This window comes from Pedobacter sp. W3I1 (assembly GCF_030816015.1).
GTDB lineage: Bacteria > Bacteroidota > Bacteroidia > Sphingobacteriales > Sphingobacteriaceae > Pedobacter.
Map to the genome: position 1 here is coordinate 4,455,871 of NZ_JAUSXN010000001.1, position 16,474 is coordinate 4,472,344.

Below are 16,474 nucleotides of genomic sequence, written 5' to 3' on the forward strand. Positions count from 1 at the left end.
GATGTAATTTATTCATGCACTTTGGATCGTGCGGTAAAATTAGATTGAGGCGCATGTAAAGATTTTTTTTTACCAAAAATGCGCCTAAAATCTAAAATTGACAAAGAATTTTACACGAACGCCTTGGTTTATATGACGAAACAATCTTTATAGAATTCTACGGCAATAATATAGCGCCTCGGATTAAAATATAAAAACCAAACGTACATGATCAGTCCGGATCTTATATGATATTACAATTTTCTTGTTATTTTTATTTTTAACAGTAATTGATCAAATTATATTTTGACTATTTCGGTGGGACAGTCATCTAGAAAAAACATCAGCTTACTTCCATAATATCTTGTTCTGAATCATTCATAAAACATGAGTAGCATTTACTTCAAACAACGCGACCGTTTTGATTTTTCGAAAGACACAATGGATATCGGTAACCCGATAACCTGGGACCGCGACCACTTTCTAAAGCACCTCTCGCTAAACTCCATTCCCGCACCTATGGAACCATTAAAGCAAGGCTAATTAAACTTGGATTGCTACAGAAATAACAAAGCCCGGAATTTTTAAACCGCCGGGCTTATAATTTATTCTAGGTACGAGCGACACGCTCGCACCAGCAAGGGGACGCTAAGACCAGTTCGGGCTCAGCTTGAGGGCTGGGCTAATTAGCTATTCCGTCACCAACAAATTTAACACACTATTTAATTTGTAACATCAACATTTTTTACTATAAATACTCTTCAAACATATCTTTTCCCTTATGATATATTATGTAGTTTGTGTTGCGAGCATCCCATATTTGAATATAAATTGACCCATCATCATTCCTACCAACATTAATTAAAATGTTGTCCTCTTCTTCATTAGTTTCAACATCAATTATATCGCCCTCGCTAATAAATCCCTGTACTGCCTCTGGCTCCTTGGTTATTGACATAGAGCCATTGCTACAATTCCGAATTTGGATTTTAATTTTTTTCATTAGAAGTGTGTTTTTAAAATTTCTAAAACTTGCCGGGCCCTTACGACAGATGCCGGATTCAATGCCCCTGAGCCGCCGTTTGTAAGCGTTTTTTCGCCCGCTTTTACAAGACCCGAATAAATATTGTCCAATACTTCTTTCGTATAACCAGCCTCTAACAATTGTTTTTTTGTGAAGTCACCTGCTGTTTTCGTTATTATAGTTTTATCGCCCTCCAGATGTAACAGTATAAATCGGAATACCAATATTAGGTATTCCGGTAAAATTGCTTACCGGAATTTCCCCATATTTGGTCAATTCTGCAGCATTGGGACTAAGCGGAATAATATTGATATTATGCTTTTGTCCAAAGGCATTTTCACAAAAAAAAGTAAAAAACAAGTACACATATAGATTGTGTGCTAGTGAAAGCGTGTTTTAAGTTCATATTAATATAGATTTGGATAAAACAGGAGTTGGTAATCAATCAGTAAAATGGTGCAAAAGCAAATCAATCCGTATTTATTTGGACAAACTAAGCCATCTGCACTTTTATTGATCGTTCAGGTCGAGCAATTAAAAAGATCCATGGAATGTTATTCCCGTTTAGAAATTGCTGATGGAAAATAAAACTTGAATAGGTGGAGAAAGTTCTGAGAGACATATCTGTAATTATTTATTAGATGACACAAAATACCATTTTTAAAAAATATAACACAAAAAATTACATGAAAATACTAGTTTTTGTGACCAAACTTAAAATATCGAATGTTATCTGGAAAAAACATTAAATGATTATGATACTAGCGATCATCTTTTGAACAGATATTAATTCCCTCTCATTAATAGGCATAATCTCTTGTTTCTTATCAACGGAGAATGTACAGATAAATATATCGTTCTGTTTTCCATTAATCCAATAATAAATCACTTGATTATCCCCATCTCGGAAAGATTATTTCTTATAATATGCCCAGTCATAATGACCTAACCTGATTTTCTTTGTACCTGCATTTTCGAGGATCTCTGGGGTAACATATGGATCAGCTTTATCCTCATTTAGATCAGTTACATTTGGCCATTGAAAAGCAGTAATCCTAAAATTACCTGTCCATGATGGCTCCGCTTCATTCCAGAAAGCATGGGTAGAATCATTTCCATCATCATATTCTGCCCAGCCATCAGTTAGTGTGAAGCTAAACCAGTCATTCCCAGAAATATAGTTATTATTGTTCATAATCTCGTTATCATTAAAAGCAAAAATGAAGAGAACCACATGGCTACAGCTCTTTCATGAACTTGCTATACCTAAACTTTTAATGACCTTATCGGTATCCAGAAACCTTACCGAATTATGAAAAAAGAATTCCACGTACCAACTTTGTTTGGCAGCTTCTTTTTCCATGGTACTGCCTGCAGGAACTTTTTTGATAACCCTTCCCTTTACTACACGGGGAACGGTATATGGCAGTTCAGGAATTTCCATGAAGCCAAAATTAGGCCTGCGAGGATTTTTCCATCGGACTTTCGTTCTGAGTAACGAATGTTTTTTTGATTTTCTTCGGAAGAATTTTGATTTTTTCGCCTTGCCGGACGGGGTGATTTTTTGGGCCCCGGGGCGTTTAGTGGCAGACTTGTGTCAGAGTTATGAGGCAGAAAATATTCTAATACATTGTTTTTAAATGACTTATAAGAAACCGTGGAGAATATCGGAATTCCGCTTTTAATCTTGCCGATCAAACCCTTCCCCTTCTTTTACTTTCTAAAAACTCCTCTCTCAGCTCACTCTTATAAAATCTGTCTCCACCAGGAAGCTTGCTGGGTTTTAAAATTCCCTTTCTTACCTTTCTCTTATAAGTACTTTCACTTATCCCCAGATACTCCATCACTTCAAGCCGGGTCAGCATCTGGTCCTCCGGCAGTTTTAATTGGCCATAAGACTTAGTATATATCAGTTGCATAAGTTCATAAATTTTGAGCAAAACGTCCAGGATTGCGTTTAGTCTTTCCATATCGGTTTCCGTTAAATCAGATAGAAAAATCTGGTTTTGATACAATAAACAGTTGATGCAAAAAGACTAATCTATGATCAAAGTGTCAAGTTGTAATACAGTGGTAAAAGTTACCACCCAATTTTTATAGGCAATAAGAGCCCTCTGTATATAATCACTAAAAATCCTTACCTAATCAATTTATCACGGCAATAGCGCTATTCATCCCTTCAGGATAACTGCTAGTGTAGTTTATTTACTAAAAAGTATTATCACAATTAATTTAGGAGAAAATGTAACGCCTCCTAAATTTTCAAAAATGGATTTTCAACTGGATTATTTTAGACAGATTATCTATCTCATAAACAACAACCTAAGTTTGGATGATGATGATTTAACGACGCAGACAGGCATAGAGGAAGAAACGCAAAGGATAATTAAAAAGATCGATACCCATCAACCCAATAACATTTCCACGTTCACCGATTTTATCCACTTTCAGCTTGGGGCTCTAACAAGGACGGCAAAGGAAATAGAAAATATTGTTTCATTTAAGGGGGATCTGACCGACGATCTGGAAAAGCTACTTGAATCAATGCTAAATGGAATAGAAACCATCATTTGGCACATACACACTTATTTCCGCGACCAGTTTGATTACAACACTATTTTAACCAAAAAGACAGTTTCAGATCATTTGAAACAACTTGATATAACAATTGAAGAATATGTTTTATTGTTTAAAAAATCCAATATAGATCAGGAACTTATCGAAATATTGTTAGATGCATTATATTTAAGACTGGCAGATCCACCACGCTTTCGGCATTTAGCATTCAGCGATCAGCTACTTAATTATCTGCACCGGAATGTAAAAAAGCATGTTCCAAAGGAAACATTAATAAATAACCTGATTTCCTGGAAATTTAACCATCCTAGGTTCTTTGAATATTACCTACATAATATAAGCGGAAAACTTAGGGATTCTGTTACCATTTCAGAACATTTCAGGGAACTTATCTTCCTGAAAAAGCAGATCTGCCAGGTGCCAATTGAAAACACCATTTCCTATACCCCACTTCTACCGCAAATAAACCTTTCACTGCTCCAGATGCTCGAATCTGAGCTTGACTTTATGAAACAACTTGATTTCCTAAACTCAGAACTGATGAATTCAGGGATACTCGACGCTAAATATAAAGTCTCACTTTCGGTAAAGCAGCTGGCCTACCTTATATTTCTTGCGGTAGAAGTGGGTATCATAACCGAGCGAAAGGCAAAAAGGGTTCATGAATACATTATTTCGCATGTCAGTACAACTGAAACGGAAAGAATTTCAGAGAAAAGTTTCAGTAATGGCTATTACGTTCCAAGTTCTGTCGATATCGGCATTGTAAGTGATAAGTTAGCTGAGATGCTTGCCAAAGCCCAAAGCCAATTTTAATCTTTTCATGGACATAGGATCCCCTCCCGATAACCAGTGAAGCTACCGTTCTAACGCGTTGTCATGAAAATGAATCATTGAGGGAATATAAAATCAAAAAAAATTAAGTCCATTTTTTTGGGGTGGTATGAGGTGGTAGAAAGTACCACTTGACCAAGCATCGAAATCCTTTTTATTTGGATTTAAAAACATGGATTACGAACCAATCTACAAAAAACTTGATGCCTATCATCAAATGAGCAGTCCTTTGAAGGCATATCTAAAGGTTATTATACGTGAGATCATCCTCCCAGACGGGCGGGCGTTGGAAAGGGCTCACTGGCATGAATTTCCAATAACATTTATACATAAGGGGACATTGAAGACAAAACTTGAAAGTAAACTTGAGCCGGGAAAATCTATTCTGCTATTACATTTTGAAGGTGGAATGCTACCGCAGTTTTCAGAAAAAAATCAAGAAGATTTTGATTTACGTACAATGGTGATTAGGGAGTCAACATTAATGGGGATACCCGCAGGACATATCCATAATCTCTACAAGCTGTTTCCGGAATTCCATGAGATAACCGAAAAAATAAGCCTGGAAAACTTTAATAGACTCTTTCACCTTGCTTTTGACATTAAAAATCTTAAGGCAGAGGATCGTCTTGCTTCCCTGTTAGAAATCCATCCCAATGTCTTTCAGCTGGCTTCCTCTATCGACATTGCCGACGCTATAGGAATGCATGCGCATACCTTAAGTACACTTAAAAGTAAGTATCTAAGCGGAGGAAAAAGTTAAATGTTCCGCTTTAAGAACTTAAAATTACAACTTTGGGAATTTTCATCGTGAAGCGGAACCTTAAAAGAAGAGACATGTAGTCAATTTTGTGAAAGCAATCTCAGAAGCATGAAAGAACGGTTTTTAATTTTCGCAGTGAGCGCATTGATAATCCTTTGGGTTTACACCGCAGGATCCAAGGTTCTTGAATTCCACGAGTTCAGACATCAGCTAAAACTACAGCATTTTAATAACGCTTTGATTTCTTTACTATCGGTTATACTACCACTTTCAGAAGCAATTACAGCATTTCTTTTATCCCGTCCGGCAAGCAGAATGCCTGGCCTCTATTCGTCACTCTTCCTTTTAACAGTTTTTACCATTTACATCATACTTATACTGCTTGGATTTTTCGAAAAAACCCCATGTAGTTGCGGAGGCGTGCTTAAAGAGATGAGCTGGAAAACACATCTGCTGTTCAACGTTTCACTTTTATCATTGAACCTTTGGGCTGTCTATTATATCAAACAAAAAGAAAGGAGGTCAGAAAAATAACGATGCAAAACTGAACGGTGGGTCTAGCAGCTTTTCCCACTGACCGTAAACTAATCACAGGTGTAAAAAAACACCAATACCTAAACTTTTTCGCTTGCTTTTTCAATGCAAAAAGCATTCATAAACATGAAAAATTTAAAAAAAATCAGCTTTGGCGTATTCGCCTTTATTTTTGGGTTAACATTGATCTTGACCCAATCAGCATTTAAATTTGCAAAAACAGGCACATTGAACAGAGCGCCTGTTACCTTTTATTATCATGGCCCTGATTATTCGGAAGCGGAAGTAACCGACGAATCAAACTGGACCTCGGAAGAACCACAAGAAAGCTGTGATAACGAAGATCAGGCACCTTGTACGATAACCGTTGATGATAGCTTTGTTGATGGATCGGGAAATCTGGAAAGCAGTGCAGATTTAAGGGCTGACCTGAACACTGCTACTTCAAGTTATTACATTTCAGGTTCAGACGATAACCTGATGACTATAGTGAACAAAACAAGATAGTAATCAGATTCAAAGGCAGGGCCATCCGGCCCTGCACTTTGATCTTAACTAAACCTAAATTTCTTCTAATTCTGGGGTATCCCTGTTTCTTCTATGATATCCGTAGGCAAGGGAAGTGCATAATATGATGAATTGGGAGGAAGGAAATATTTTGTTGATCCAATATTCCTTTCCAAGGTGATTTCAGCTCCCTCAAGGTTATACCTTTTAAGATCCGACCATCGGAGGTTACGCATCAACAGCTCCTTTCGCCGTTCCAACTGGATTTTTCGCAGCGCATCGCTTTTATCCACCGCATTCAGCGGAACATAAGTAACTGTATTTTTCCACCTTTTCTTCAACAGAAAATTCAGGTCTGACATTGCCCCTTCTATGTCACCCTCCATTGCCCGGCACTCTGATCGTGTTAAATAAACCTCGTCTGTGGCAATCCCGCTGAATAAGGTAGAGGCGCTGGAGCTATAACTCCCCTTAAATTGTTGATATGATGCATTAACCTTGAAAAACGCCCTGCGCCGAAGGTCGTTTACACCATAGGAAGCATATAGATTGGTGTCAATCCTTGAAAGACTTGGCGTATGCAGGCTAAATCCGGTACCCATCTCCGTATAAAAAATTGTTTCCTTATTAAACTTCCTGAATGTAACAGCAAGATCAAGGCCCAGCACATCTGTATCATTATTATAATCCATCAGATCTGCCTTAATCTTAAGACATTTATCTGCATAATTTAAAGCAGCACTATAATTACGCATATAAAGATAGATTCTCGACAGTTGTGCGTAAGCTGCCGCCTTTGATGGCCTGACTGCAGACACCGGGGTTTCCGGCAATAACGACGCTGCTTCGGTAGCATCGGCGAGGGCCCTCTCTAAACAATCTGAAACTGGCGATCTCACAGACTTGACATTGAAATCCGAAGTCATGCGCAGCACAATACCTGGATCACCATTCGAGGTTGAAGCATTATAACCTTGGCCAAACTGCATGGTAAGCAGAAAGAAATAAAAACTCCTAAAAAACAGGGCTGAACCTTTCGCATTGTCCCATGCCTTCGCATTTCCTTCGTCTCTTGGCAGTTCATCAAGCAGTTCAAGACAAAAATTGGCATTGTAAATAGGGAGATAGGCATTCGACCAGTCGTTTGGATACCTATAATCAACTTTTTTCCATGTGTAAATATCGCGGGCAACCTCTGAATAAGAATTTAAGTTGTTTGTCGGTATATAAATATCATCCGCCGAAGCCTCCCCAAATGAAGGGGTTTTTCCGATATTCATCTGCCCTGCATCGTCCAATATACCTTGAATATCGTTAAGGGTTTTCGGTACCAGTAACTTTGAGTCTGATTTTAGGCTCAGAAAATTTTTGCAGCTGGTCATCATGGCTGCTATTAAAAAGCAGGCCAAAACCATCATTATTTTATTATTATTCATTGCATAATAAATTAGGTGTAAAATTAAAAGCTCCCCTTTAGTCCAAGGGTAAATCCTCTGGCAGGACTAATCCTGTCGAGGTTATCTGGATCAAGGCCGAACTTATTGGCCCTCCATATTATTCCAAGGTCCGAGGAATTCAGATAAACATCAAGCGAACGGAACGGGAACCGCCACCTCTCAGCATTGAGGTGGTAACTCAGGTTGACATAATCCAACCTGATCTGATCAGCAGGAACAATATTAACTTCAGCATTAGCATAGAATGAATCTCTTAGTGAATTTAACGGATAGGTAAATGAAGGAATATCAGTGACCTGCTCATCCCCCGGCTTCTGCCACCTACTGGAATAATCACTGTTTGTAATGCCGGAATTCGCCAGCCCAAAATATCCGATACTGCTTTTTTTCATAAAATAGCCAAGCTTGAAGCTTATATTGAATGAAACCGTGAGATTTTTATAGGCAAACGAATTGATTAGCGACCCAAAATATACCGGGTTAGCCGGGCCTATATAATTTATATTGCCAGCATTCAAACGTCCTTCTGTTGCAATCGCAGAATAGTTTGTACTTAAAACCCCATTCAGATACCCCTGTGGATTTCCCAATCCATCAAGTGCGCCCCATTTATATGCAGAAATTGAATAAAGCGGCAACCCTACAACCGGAGTAATTTCGCGGCCACCGCTGAGCAGTTTTGACAAATTATTGTTCGCAGAATAATATTTCACTGTCTTGCTTTTATTCTGGCTGAGATAAAGATCTGTTGACCATTTAAAATTTCCACCTGAAATATTTCTGCTGTGCAATTCTGCATCAAAACCTCTACCCTCCATATCTGCCACGTTCCGTGTCAGTTCATCAGACCCGCCCCAGGTAGTATAGTCATATAGAAACGACCCATATAGATCTGATCCATGCTTTTTATAGACCGAAAAAGATCCCGTCAAACGCTCCTTTGCAAGGGCGAAATCAATTTTCAGGTTGTACTGTCCAAGTTCCTCCCACCTAAGTTCCGGGTTATTAATTCCCCTGATCCTTATGAACGGAAGGTTGTTCAATGTATTTGTGCTCGCGACAGCAACGGCCTGTGCTGTTTTTGAAAGGTCAACATTGCCGCTCTTTCCGTAGGTGGCCGAAAGCCTCAAAACCGGAAGCCAGGGGATATCGTAAAAATCTTCCTGTGAAAGTGACCATCCAAGGCCTACTGACCATAAAGGTTTCCATTTATCATTTGTTTCCGCGCCAAAAACATTCGAGCCGTCCCTTCTCAGACTTCCTGAAACCCGGTATTTCCCTTTATAACTATATGATGCATTAGTGTAAAAACTCAAAAACCGATATTGATTACTGGTAAGGCTAAGCGAATTTGGAACTTGCTGATTTGCTCCCGTGATAAAATGTGGGTAAAGCCCCACCAGGTCCACAGGCTGATAAACCAATGGGTCTTCCCGATAACCATACATCGAATTCCCATTACCAATCGTCTGTCCCTCCCTGGCCTCGGCACCCATTATAGCAGTTATAGAAGAAACCCCTATGTTTTTATTAAAGTTCAACTGCAATCTTCCGGTAGCGGAATTCACCTCACTGGTACCTGTATTGAGTATTCCTCCCAAAGGAACAATGTACTTAACAACACCGGTGGAACGGTTCAGCTGGCTGAAGGAATTAATGACATTCCGGGCAAAATAACTCCCCATATCAAAATGCTGGACATTTGTCCCATTCTGCTTTTGCCTTTGGTATCCTGCCTCTAAGTCAAGATCATTTGTAAAGCGGTATTTCAGCGCAACCGACCCCAGTATTTCCTGCCTTGAAGTCGTAGCAATAGCATGCTTGTAGTCCTCTGTTGGATAACTGTTCCAGTCAAGCAGCTTTCCATTTCCCAAAGTATCAACGAATGCTGGTCTGTAGGTCTGTGCCCATTTTATTGAATTTCCAGATGCATCCCTTAAAAACTGATAAGGTTGCCTGCCCGCATAAGTAATAGATCCATAGGAAGGCCTTCCTGATTTTGTAGATGCAAAACTTAAGTTTAAAGACGTTGATAGCCATAGTTTCGGAGTAATTAAAATATCATTAGAAAACCTTAAATTATATCTTTTTGAAACTGCATAATTCTGGTCGTAAGCATTATCCAGCCCTCCGGTTATTGAGTAAGCATGCTTTGCTGTACCAGATCTTATATTCAGCCCATACTGCTGGGTAAGCGCATGCGTATAAAACTCATTCAACCAATCCTGTTTAAGATTCCCTGAGCGGAAAGCATCCAGTTTACTATTAACCTCTGCATCGGAAAGTTTACCATTGCGTCTTGCCAAAAAGAGCTCCACAGCAGGTGAAAGGGCAGCATAACCATTGTTTATCCTGTTATTGAAAAACCCGTTATCAAAAAGAAACTTTTCTGCCTCAATATTTTCTGAAACAGTCATTTCTGAAAGGGAATTTAAATCAGGCATCGATTTAATCGTCGCATTTGCATTAAAAGATACATTTAGCGCCTGGTTAAGCTTTGCTTTTTTTGAGGTGATCACAATTACCCCATTTCCTGCGCGCGCGCCCCAGATTGATGAAGCTGAGGCATCCTTCAACACAGAAACGCTTTCGATATCGAACGGATTAATATTGTTAATGTCCCCTTCATAAATAAATCCATCCAGCACAATCAAAGGATCAAGAGGCCCATTGATGGTACCCAACCCACGTATAGAAATCCCGGTTTTATTCTGTGGGTTACTATTGGTTTTCCCGGTATTCAACAGTACGGCTGAAGTCTGCCCCAAAATACGGTCAAGAACATTTGTTCCTGTCCGCGCTCCCAGCATCCTTTCATCAATGACAGACACCGCTCCATTAATCTCATTTGGTTTTACACGCTGATAGCCTGTATTTACCTGCACTTCTTCCAGGACCTTAACTTCTGCAACCATACGGATTATCAAAGGACTCTTTAAATCCTCCAGTTTCCTGAGAATCCGAACAATAGGAAACAATCCTACTTTCGAAAACTTTAATGTATCCGGAAGAAATTTCACCGTACGGGAAAAATTACCGACCGAATCGCTCGTACTCGTCCCCCCTGTCTTTGACCTGATATAGATGCCATTTTCTGCTGCATCAGCAACGATAATCTTCCCAGATATCTTAACAGGTACTGTAAGTTTTTCAAACCTATTTTCTTGTGCATAAATATCTGAAGGAGAGAAAACAATCAAAAACAATAGCCCAGGAAAAAATAATATTTCCCATCGTAGCCACAAACAGCATATCATTTTCATATTATAAATCCTTTTTGGGTAATGATAATTCCAGGCCAGCAACAAACCTGTCCACATTGATATCTGTAACCTCAATTCCGCGGGTGATTGCTTTCACCCTTCGATCAGCGCCTATCCAGACGTAATGCGGAAACATCTTGTGCGGAAAGAGCAGCTTCGTAAGCAGATCATTGTATGCTACCGGAAGAGTCAAAGGCGATCCATCTTTTTCACGGTCTAGCAGGAACTTAGTCAACTTCTCTTCCGTATCTCTTACTGAATCCCCTATCAGAAGCACCTGAAGATTTTTACCATACTTCTGTTGAAGTTCTTGCATGTGCGGAAAACCCTTTATACATGCACTGCACCACGTTGCCCAAAAGTCAAGGATAACCGCTTTTCCCTTTAGTGAAGAAAGTGAAATTGGCTGTTTATTACCGTTTAGGATTTTTTCAAAAACAATTTCGGGAACCTTATCCCCTATTGCTAATGGTTTTATATTTTGAATAGGCAGGCCTTGTCCATAAGCTTTAAATAAAAGGCATAGCATAGCCACTACGATAAATATTATCGATTTTTTCATAACAGTTTTTAGTTAGTTGATTAATTGGAAACCAGGCCTGATTAGAAATCAAACCAATAAAAAACCTACAGGCGGTTAAGAACCAATACCCAATCTATAATAAAATTTAAGCGTTGCCACCTGTAGGTAAAACCAACATCACTCAGGGTTACGGGGTTTCACTGCATACATCCTATCAAATGGACACAGACGTAAAGAAAAGAAAAGGGACGATAGAAAAATAAGGATACCTAAGCACACGCCAAACAATCCAAACCCGAAGAATCGGTCAATTAATCGGAATAAAGGATTATCTTTTTTCATGCTCGTATTGGTTATACGAGTCTTGATGGAATGAGCAGCACCTAATAAATATGGATTCTGCAAACCGTAACTTCATTCAGTTCTCAAGCCTTATGTTGACACGGAATTACAGCAGAACCCATACTTATTCAGATATGCGAATATAGCATTTCTAAAAAAGTTATGGGTATATATCTGCTGTCTTGCGTCAACGGCTTGAGATATGAAGTTGCAAGACTCTAATAAATACCTATTAATAATAACTATAAAAATAGGAATAAAATTTACGAAAAGCAAATTTTTATTTATGATTCGTACTTATTGAGGACGGATAAAACAATCTTTTCTGATTTTAGTATAAATCGAGCATGAATGACAATTTGGAAAGAAAATATTGAATTAGATAAAATGGATCCTGACTTCCTCTCTATCAGATCAATGTTCGTTTCTGGTTCAATTGCTACGATGTATCAACTAGTGAGTTACAGTCCAACAAAAGTCTCTAAACTTTTGGGTCTAAATTATAGTGCGTATCATTCAAAATTGGTTAATCCTGGCCAATTTTCAGTTCTTCACATTAATGTCTTAGCCTATGCAATTCAAATAGATCCAAATATTATCCATGATATTATCCAAAATCAGATCGAAGAGAAAATTCAAGAGAAAATGAAAAAATTTAAAAAGACTAAGTAGTCTATACATTGAACACCTTATTATCCTTATTATTAACCACTAAACGACTAAAAAAAATGAAATAATATAATAGACATCTACATCTAATCGTACCAAAGCTTATGAAAAATAAGATAAGATGCGTGATCATCGACGATGAAAAACACGCAGTTTCGCTACTCACCTCCTACATCGGTTCAATGGCCAACCTCGAGCTGGTCAAAACCTTCAACGATCCTCTTGAAGCCCTTTCAGGGATTACCCCAGAAGATCGGATCGACATTATATTCCTTGACATCGAGATGCCAAATCTTTCAGGGCTAGAACTCGCACCAGACCTAAGGTCTAAAGCCAGGGCCATAATCTTTACCAGTGCATTCAACAGATCACTTGAAGCATTTGAAGTCAGGGCCAACCATTATCTGCTCAAACCCATAACCCTTCCCAAGTTCACCACCACCGTAATGGGTATTATAGATAATGAACTGTCTAAATACGAAGATCCGGGAAAAAATATCAAGTTCTTCAAGACCGGAGAAAAGGGAAAGCTCACCCGCATCAAAAAACAGAAAATCATATATTTTGAAAGCGCAAAAAACTATGTCAGTATGGTTACTGCGGAAAAATCAGAGTTGGTCTACCTTACCCTAAAGGAAGTAGAAAAAATATTCTGTGAAGACCTCTTTTACAGGGTACACCGCTCACATGTAGTCAACGCAAAAAAAATCAAGAAAATAGTAGGCAATACGATCAACCTTGGAGAGGGATTCCAGGTCCAGATGGGAAACTCGTACAAAAAGGGGCTACTCAAATTTTTAGAGGAAAAGACGCTGTTAACCGGCCGGATTTAACTTGTCAGAATGATTAACGGTTCACGCCTAGATGCGTCCCGGTAACCGTAATGGTAAGACTGCTCGTTGTCGGATCAGTGCTTAGGGGATTACGGTCCCTAGCCGTGCGGAAGATAAAAACTGTTTTTTTCTTCAGCCTGTTCTGCTGCTGTTTCATAGCTTTTTTTTATGAAACTAGGCGCTGAAAAAAGCCAAAAAGAAGTTATTACACGGGGGATTGTGCAAGGGTGACCAAATGAATTATAGCCGTGATGAAAATTATTTTGAGTTTTATAAAAAGGTATAGGATCCACTTCATCGGGTGGTTGCTTTTTGTCCCTACAGAGATCCTTATTATCACCGTGGCTACGGGCAAGTTTGGGGATATCGATAGCTACCTTGTACATTACTCTCTCAACATTGCACTTTTTTATTTTTGCGCCCATTGGGCCTATCCATGGATATTCGGAAAAAAATTCTGCTGGCTGTGGAAACTTCCGGTCATTGGCGGGCTGACCTTTTTATGCTATCTCGTACTGAACTACTTCATAGATACGCATATAATCAACGCTCCATCCTGGAAAACGATACAGCAGATCGAAATGGGCTACAGATATGTTTTTGGTGTTCTTTGGCGGTCGCTTATGTTTATCGGCAACGCTGGATTTTACTACCTCTTCCTGCAGCATCTCAAAGAAATCCGAGCCAGGGAAGCCGCCGAAAAAGCAAAGTTTGATTTACAGCTCGCCGAGCGTGAAATGGAAGCAAAGCTCCAGCATTCCCATAACTCCTATTTAAAGGCTCAGATCAACCCACACTTACTATTTAATACACTCAGTTTTATATACGGCGATATCATTGCCACCTCGCCCAGAGCAGCTGAAGCAGTCATCACACTTTCGAACTTGATGCGATACAGCATAGACAGCGAATTCAAAGCAGCAACGCTCCCTTTGGGGGAAGAAATCGAACAGGTTAAAAACCTGATCAGCCTCCATCGCAGTCGTTTTGAGCAGGAGCTTTATCTCGAATTTAAAGTCGGAGACGGGGTGGAAAAAATCAACTTTATACCACTAGTGCTCATCACTATTGCCGAAAACATATTTAAGCATGGGATTATTTTTGACGCAAATCACCCGGCAATGCTGCAAATCGAATACGACGGTGAATTCCTGAAAATAACGTCGCGGAATTTGCCAGACAGGAAAAGCCGGCCCATTAGCATGAACAAAGGTCTGGACAATATTCGGCAGCGACTAAAAATTGCCTATGGAAAAGATGCCGAAATGGACTGCGTAATAAACCCCGATTTTTTCGAACTGAAGATATTGGTCAGGCTCGGCCCATAGCGGCCAAATACTATTTTAATGACCATAACCCTAACTAAAACATCACCATATGAAAAACAAAACAATAATAACCACCCTTATATTCATATTTTGCTTAGCCGTGAAATCCCATGGTCAGCTTCCAATGACCAAAACCGTTTTTGGACAGCTTTCAACCGTCGAGGACGGTATGCTTCAGGTGCCCCCAAAGGACAAATACACTAAGGTCGCTGACAGCTTGGACAAGAATCTTCAAAAGGACAAAAATGATACGTTCAGTTTATTTAACCGTTCCCTTATTTATTATGCGTACAACCAGATGCTCGCCCAGCCATATCAATGCACAAAAGGTACGTTGGAAAACCTGACCAGAGCAAAAACGCAGATAGAAAAAGCAGTCAAAATAGGAATGCAGGATTTTAGGGCACGGCAGCTTAGGGCACAGATTTATAGCGAACTATGCTACCGTTTTACGAACGATGAATCCTGGATGTTCAGCAAGGTCCACATGACATCCAGGAAAGAGTTGTTTGATAACTATAAAGTTCTGGCAAACCGCTATATCGACGAACTGGCCATGCAGGACAAAAATAATGCGTATCAGTACACAAAAAGGAAAATAAGTTTTACCTATAAACTTTAAGGAACGCATATTTGGATTAAGTCAACTCTGCCTTGCTGAGGCTCGTATGCGAAAAAATTATTTCTTGCATTAAAACCGTTTAACCTTTTTTTGCGTATTATTGTTTAGTAAGGGGTGAGAGCCTTACATCAACTTTCAGTTGAGAGCGTTAATTTAGATGGGGGTAATCATTAATTTGATTATCCCTTTTTTGCTTCTCACACCCGCAAAATTATACTTTAAACGAAAACACCAAGCTTGCCTTTCATATAAACAGGCATATCCCACCCATTCTGCTATAAAGTAAAGAAACAATGCAGATTTCTACTGAAAACACCAACATCCCCTCTCCCTTACCATAGTTGAAGTAAGATTTTTAAGTTTCCGGTTTTTTATTTATTTTGTTTTTATGGAAATAAATGAGTCAAGTGAATATGCTAAGGCTAGAGCGTTGCTCCTTGCCGAATATTTCAGTCAGCGTGGATGGCTGGTGACTGCAGGCAAAAACAACTGTATACTGATTTATGTGCAAAATGAAGAGATATACAATTTCACGGAAGACCAATTGATGGAGATAATATGTGAATCTGACTGGCATATAGCGGGAACAGGCTTAAAGACCAGCCCGGTTACCTACATGTTTTACTATCGGGGCGAATTTTACAAAAAGTTTGAGGTACTTTCCAGCAGTGAATATGATATCTACGATAATGATTGAATAGTAGATAACTAAATAAAAAGCTAACAAATCCAGTGAAACCAAATATTTATAGGCTGCATTGACAATTTAGAAACGCCTAATAGTGGCAGTCGGCTTTTGACCAGGCAATGGTGCCGTGGAAAACCGCTGCCGAAAAAACGGGCGGGCGAAGCCCGCCGCCGGACAATTTTTGAAAACCTTACATCGGTATCTTCTAAGAACAGAACTGCCGAGGTTCAGAAAAAAACCGCGGTTTTCCACGATGCCAACCCGTAACATTTGCCATAGGAATGATGCTTATCAAAATTTGTTCTTATTGTTTTATCTCCTTTATTTTTCTAAGCGCTATGCTCTTACTTCTATATAAAGTCTCATAACCATTGTTCCCGATCACATCCTTAATAATATTCTCTGCATGGCGTATGCGTACTGCATCTCCTGCCGAAATGCCCATATCTGATAAATTATCGAAATGTGGCAAGGTCTGCGCAATTTCCAGTAAAGCGCAATAATCTGTATTTTCTGTTAGCCTGCTCATAA

At 39.2% G+C, this 16,474-nt stretch carries 18 protein-coding genes; 10 read left to right on the plus strand and 8 right to left on the minus strand.

Translation table 11 applies throughout. The features are described from left to right. Positions 1-366 precede the first annotated feature (366 nt). Complete coding sequence (locus tag QF042_RS18160; RefSeq protein ID WP_307530989.1) at positions 367-522, plus strand: hypothetical protein; 156 nt, start codon at positions 367-369, stop codon at positions 520-522. Between the two features lie 205 nt (positions 523-727). On the opposite strand, the gene QF042_RS18165 is transcribed toward QF042_RS18160, so the two are convergent. The 4 genes from QF042_RS18165 to QF042_RS18180 form a co-directional block, all read right to left on the minus strand. After that, positions 728-982, minus strand: coding sequence for a hypothetical protein (locus QF042_RS18165; RefSeq protein ID WP_307530991.1), 255 nt, complete (start codon positions 980-982; stop codon positions 728-730). 934 nt (positions 983-1,916) lie between these two features. Beyond that, the gene (locus QF042_RS18170; RefSeq protein WP_307530993.1) at positions 1,917-2,198 is read right to left on the minus strand and encodes a DUF3805 domain-containing protein; all 282 of its coding nucleotides are present in this window, start codon (positions 2,196-2,198) and stop codon (positions 1,917-1,919) included. Between the two features lie 54 nt (positions 2,199-2,252). Continuing rightward, positions 2,253-2,447 (minus strand): hypothetical protein, encoded by a 195-nt coding sequence (locus QF042_RS18175; protein WP_307530995.1) that lies wholly within the window; start codon positions 2,445-2,447, stop codon positions 2,253-2,255. Positions 2,448-2,697: 250 nt separating this feature from the next. Continuing rightward, on the minus strand, positions 2,698-2,973 hold the full coding sequence (locus tag QF042_RS18180; RefSeq protein ID WP_307530997.1) for an AlpA family transcriptional regulator: 276 nt from the start codon (positions 2,971-2,973) through the stop codon (positions 2,698-2,700). Positions 2,974-3,271: 298 nt separating this feature from the next. Between QF042_RS18180 and QF042_RS18185 the strand changes: the two genes are divergently transcribed. From QF042_RS18185 to QF042_RS18195, 4 genes are all read left to right on the plus strand, one after another. Then, positions 3,272-4,396, plus strand: coding sequence for a hypothetical protein (locus QF042_RS18185; RefSeq protein ID WP_307530999.1), 1,125 nt, complete (start codon positions 3,272-3,274; stop codon positions 4,394-4,396). A 190-nt stretch (positions 4,397-4,586) separates the two neighbouring features. Continuing rightward, positions 4,587-5,177 carry a hypothetical protein gene (locus QF042_RS18190; RefSeq protein ID WP_307531001.1) on the plus strand — a complete coding sequence of 197 codons (591 nt, stop codon included), beginning with the start codon at positions 4,587-4,589 and terminating at the stop codon, positions 5,175-5,177. Between the two features lie 108 nt (positions 5,178-5,285). Beyond that, the gene (locus QF042_RS26355; protein ID WP_373459078.1) at positions 5,286-5,711 is read left to right on the plus strand and encodes a MauE/DoxX family redox-associated membrane protein; all 426 of its coding nucleotides are present in this window, start codon (positions 5,286-5,288) and stop codon (positions 5,709-5,711) included. Positions 5,712-5,837: 126 nt separating this feature from the next. Continuing rightward, positions 5,838-6,218, plus strand: coding sequence for a hypothetical protein (locus QF042_RS18195; protein WP_307531002.1), 381 nt, complete (start codon positions 5,838-5,840; stop codon positions 6,216-6,218). A gap of 65 nt (positions 6,219-6,283) precedes the next feature. Here the strand turns inward: QF042_RS18195 and QF042_RS18200 are convergent, their stop codons facing one another. From QF042_RS18200 to QF042_RS18210, 3 genes are read right to left on the minus strand one after another with little or no spacing between them, the layout of a single operon-like run. Further along, positions 6,284-7,654: a RagB/SusD family nutrient uptake outer membrane protein gene (locus QF042_RS18200; RefSeq protein ID WP_307531005.1), complete on the minus strand. Its 1,371-nt coding sequence runs from the start codon at positions 7,652-7,654 to the stop codon at positions 6,284-6,286. Positions 7,655-7,677: 23 nt separating this feature from the next. Further along, a complete protein-coding gene (locus tag QF042_RS18205; protein ID WP_307531007.1) occupies positions 7,678-10,938 on the minus strand; it encodes a SusC/RagA family TonB-linked outer membrane protein in 3,261 nt (1,086 codons plus the stop codon). 1 nt (position 10,939) lies between these two features. Further along, positions 10,940-11,500: a TlpA disulfide reductase family protein gene (locus QF042_RS18210; RefSeq protein ID WP_307531009.1), complete on the minus strand. Its 561-nt coding sequence runs from the start codon at positions 11,498-11,500 to the stop codon at positions 10,940-10,942. Positions 11,501-12,154: 654 nt separating this feature from the next. On the opposite strand from QF042_RS18210, the gene QF042_RS18215 reads away from it, so the two are divergent. The 5 genes from QF042_RS18215 to QF042_RS18235 all read left to right on the plus strand — a co-directional run bounded on the left by QF042_RS18215 (position 12,155) and on the right by QF042_RS18235 (position 15,952). Then, a complete protein-coding gene (locus QF042_RS18215) occupies positions 12,155-12,475 on the plus strand; it encodes a hypothetical protein (RefSeq protein ID WP_307531011.1) in 321 nt (106 codons plus the stop codon). A gap of 101 nt (positions 12,476-12,576) precedes the next feature. Then, entirely contained in the window at positions 12,577-13,305 is a 729-nt protein-coding gene (locus QF042_RS18220) for a LytTR family DNA-binding domain-containing protein (protein ID WP_307531013.1), read from the plus strand. 251 nt (positions 13,306-13,556) lie between these two features. Continuing rightward, entirely contained in the window at positions 13,557-14,633 is a 1,077-nt protein-coding gene (locus tag QF042_RS18225) for a sensor histidine kinase (protein ID WP_307531016.1), read from the plus strand. A 49-nt stretch (positions 14,634-14,682) separates the two neighbouring features. Continuing rightward, positions 14,683-15,255: a hypothetical protein gene (locus QF042_RS18230; protein WP_307531018.1), complete on the plus strand. Its 573-nt coding sequence runs from the start codon at positions 14,683-14,685 to the stop codon at positions 15,253-15,255. Positions 15,256-15,643: 388 nt separating this feature from the next. After that, on the plus strand, positions 15,644-15,952 hold the full coding sequence (locus tag QF042_RS18235; RefSeq protein WP_307531020.1) for a hypothetical protein: 309 nt from the start codon (positions 15,644-15,646) through the stop codon (positions 15,950-15,952). A gap of 295 nt (positions 15,953-16,247) precedes the next feature. Here QF042_RS18235 and QF042_RS18240 read toward each other — a convergent pair whose 3' ends face one another. After that, complete coding sequence (locus QF042_RS18240) at positions 16,248-16,472, minus strand: hypothetical protein (RefSeq protein WP_307531022.1); 225 nt, start codon at positions 16,470-16,472, stop codon at positions 16,248-16,250. Between the last annotated feature and the right edge of the window lie 2 nt (positions 16,473-16,474).

What these genes read in the sequence shown, in the direction of transcription:
- QF042_RS18210 (WP_307531009.1), bottom strand. Translation starts at nt 11,500, where the DNA reads ATGAAAAAATCGATAATATTTATCGTAGTGGCTATGCTATGCCTTTTA.
- QF042_RS18195 (WP_307531002.1), top strand. Translation starts at nt 5,838, where the DNA reads ATGAAAAATTTAAAAAAAATCAGCTTTGGCGTATTCGCCTTTATTTTT.
- QF042_RS18220 (WP_307531013.1), top strand. Translation starts at nt 12,577, where the DNA reads ATGAAAAATAAGATAAGATGCGTGATCATCGACGATGAAAAACACGCA.
- QF042_RS18200 (WP_307531005.1), bottom strand. Translation starts at nt 7,654, where the DNA reads ATGAATAATAATAAAATAATGATGGTTTTGGCCTGCTTTTTAATAGCA.
- QF042_RS18175 (WP_307530995.1), bottom strand. Translation starts at nt 2,447, where the DNA reads ATGGAAATTCCTGAACTGCCATATACCGTTCCCCGTGTAGTAAAGGGA.
- QF042_RS18185 (WP_307530999.1), top strand. Translation starts at nt 3,272, where the DNA reads ATGGATTTTCAACTGGATTATTTTAGACAGATTATCTATCTCATAAAC.
- QF042_RS18205 (WP_307531007.1), bottom strand. Translation starts at nt 10,938, where the DNA reads ATGAAAATGATATGCTGTTTGTGGCTACGATGGGAAATATTATTTTTT.
- QF042_RS18190 (WP_307531001.1), top strand. Translation starts at nt 4,587, where the DNA reads ATGGATTACGAACCAATCTACAAAAAACTTGATGCCTATCATCAAATG.
- QF042_RS18160 (WP_307530989.1), top strand. Translation starts at nt 367, where the DNA reads ATGAGTAGCATTTACTTCAAACAACGCGACCGTTTTGATTTTTCGAAA.
- QF042_RS18165 (WP_307530991.1), bottom strand. Translation starts at nt 982, where the DNA reads ATGAAAAAAATTAAAATCCAAATTCGGAATTGTAGCAATGGCTCTATG.
- QF042_RS18170 (WP_307530993.1), bottom strand. Translation starts at nt 2,198, where the DNA reads ATGAACAATAATAACTATATTTCTGGGAATGACTGGTTTAGCTTCACA.
- QF042_RS18215 (WP_307531011.1), top strand. Translation starts at nt 12,155, where the DNA reads ATGACAATTTGGAAAGAAAATATTGAATTAGATAAAATGGATCCTGAC.
- QF042_RS26355 (WP_373459078.1), top strand. Translation starts at nt 5,286, where the DNA reads ATGAAAGAACGGTTTTTAATTTTCGCAGTGAGCGCATTGATAATCCTT.
- QF042_RS18235 (WP_307531020.1), top strand. Translation starts at nt 15,644, where the DNA reads ATGGAAATAAATGAGTCAAGTGAATATGCTAAGGCTAGAGCGTTGCTC.
- QF042_RS18225 (WP_307531016.1), top strand. Translation starts at nt 13,557, where the DNA reads ATGAAAATTATTTTGAGTTTTATAAAAAGGTATAGGATCCACTTCATC.
- QF042_RS18180 (WP_307530997.1), bottom strand. Translation starts at nt 2,973, where the DNA reads ATGGAAAGACTAAACGCAATCCTGGACGTTTTGCTCAAAATTTATGAA.
- QF042_RS18230 (WP_307531018.1), top strand. Translation starts at nt 14,683, where the DNA reads ATGAAAAACAAAACAATAATAACCACCCTTATATTCATATTTTGCTTA.
- QF042_RS18240 (WP_307531022.1), bottom strand. Translation starts at nt 16,472, where the DNA reads ATGAGCAGGCTAACAGAAAATACAGATTATTGCGCTTTACTGGAAATT.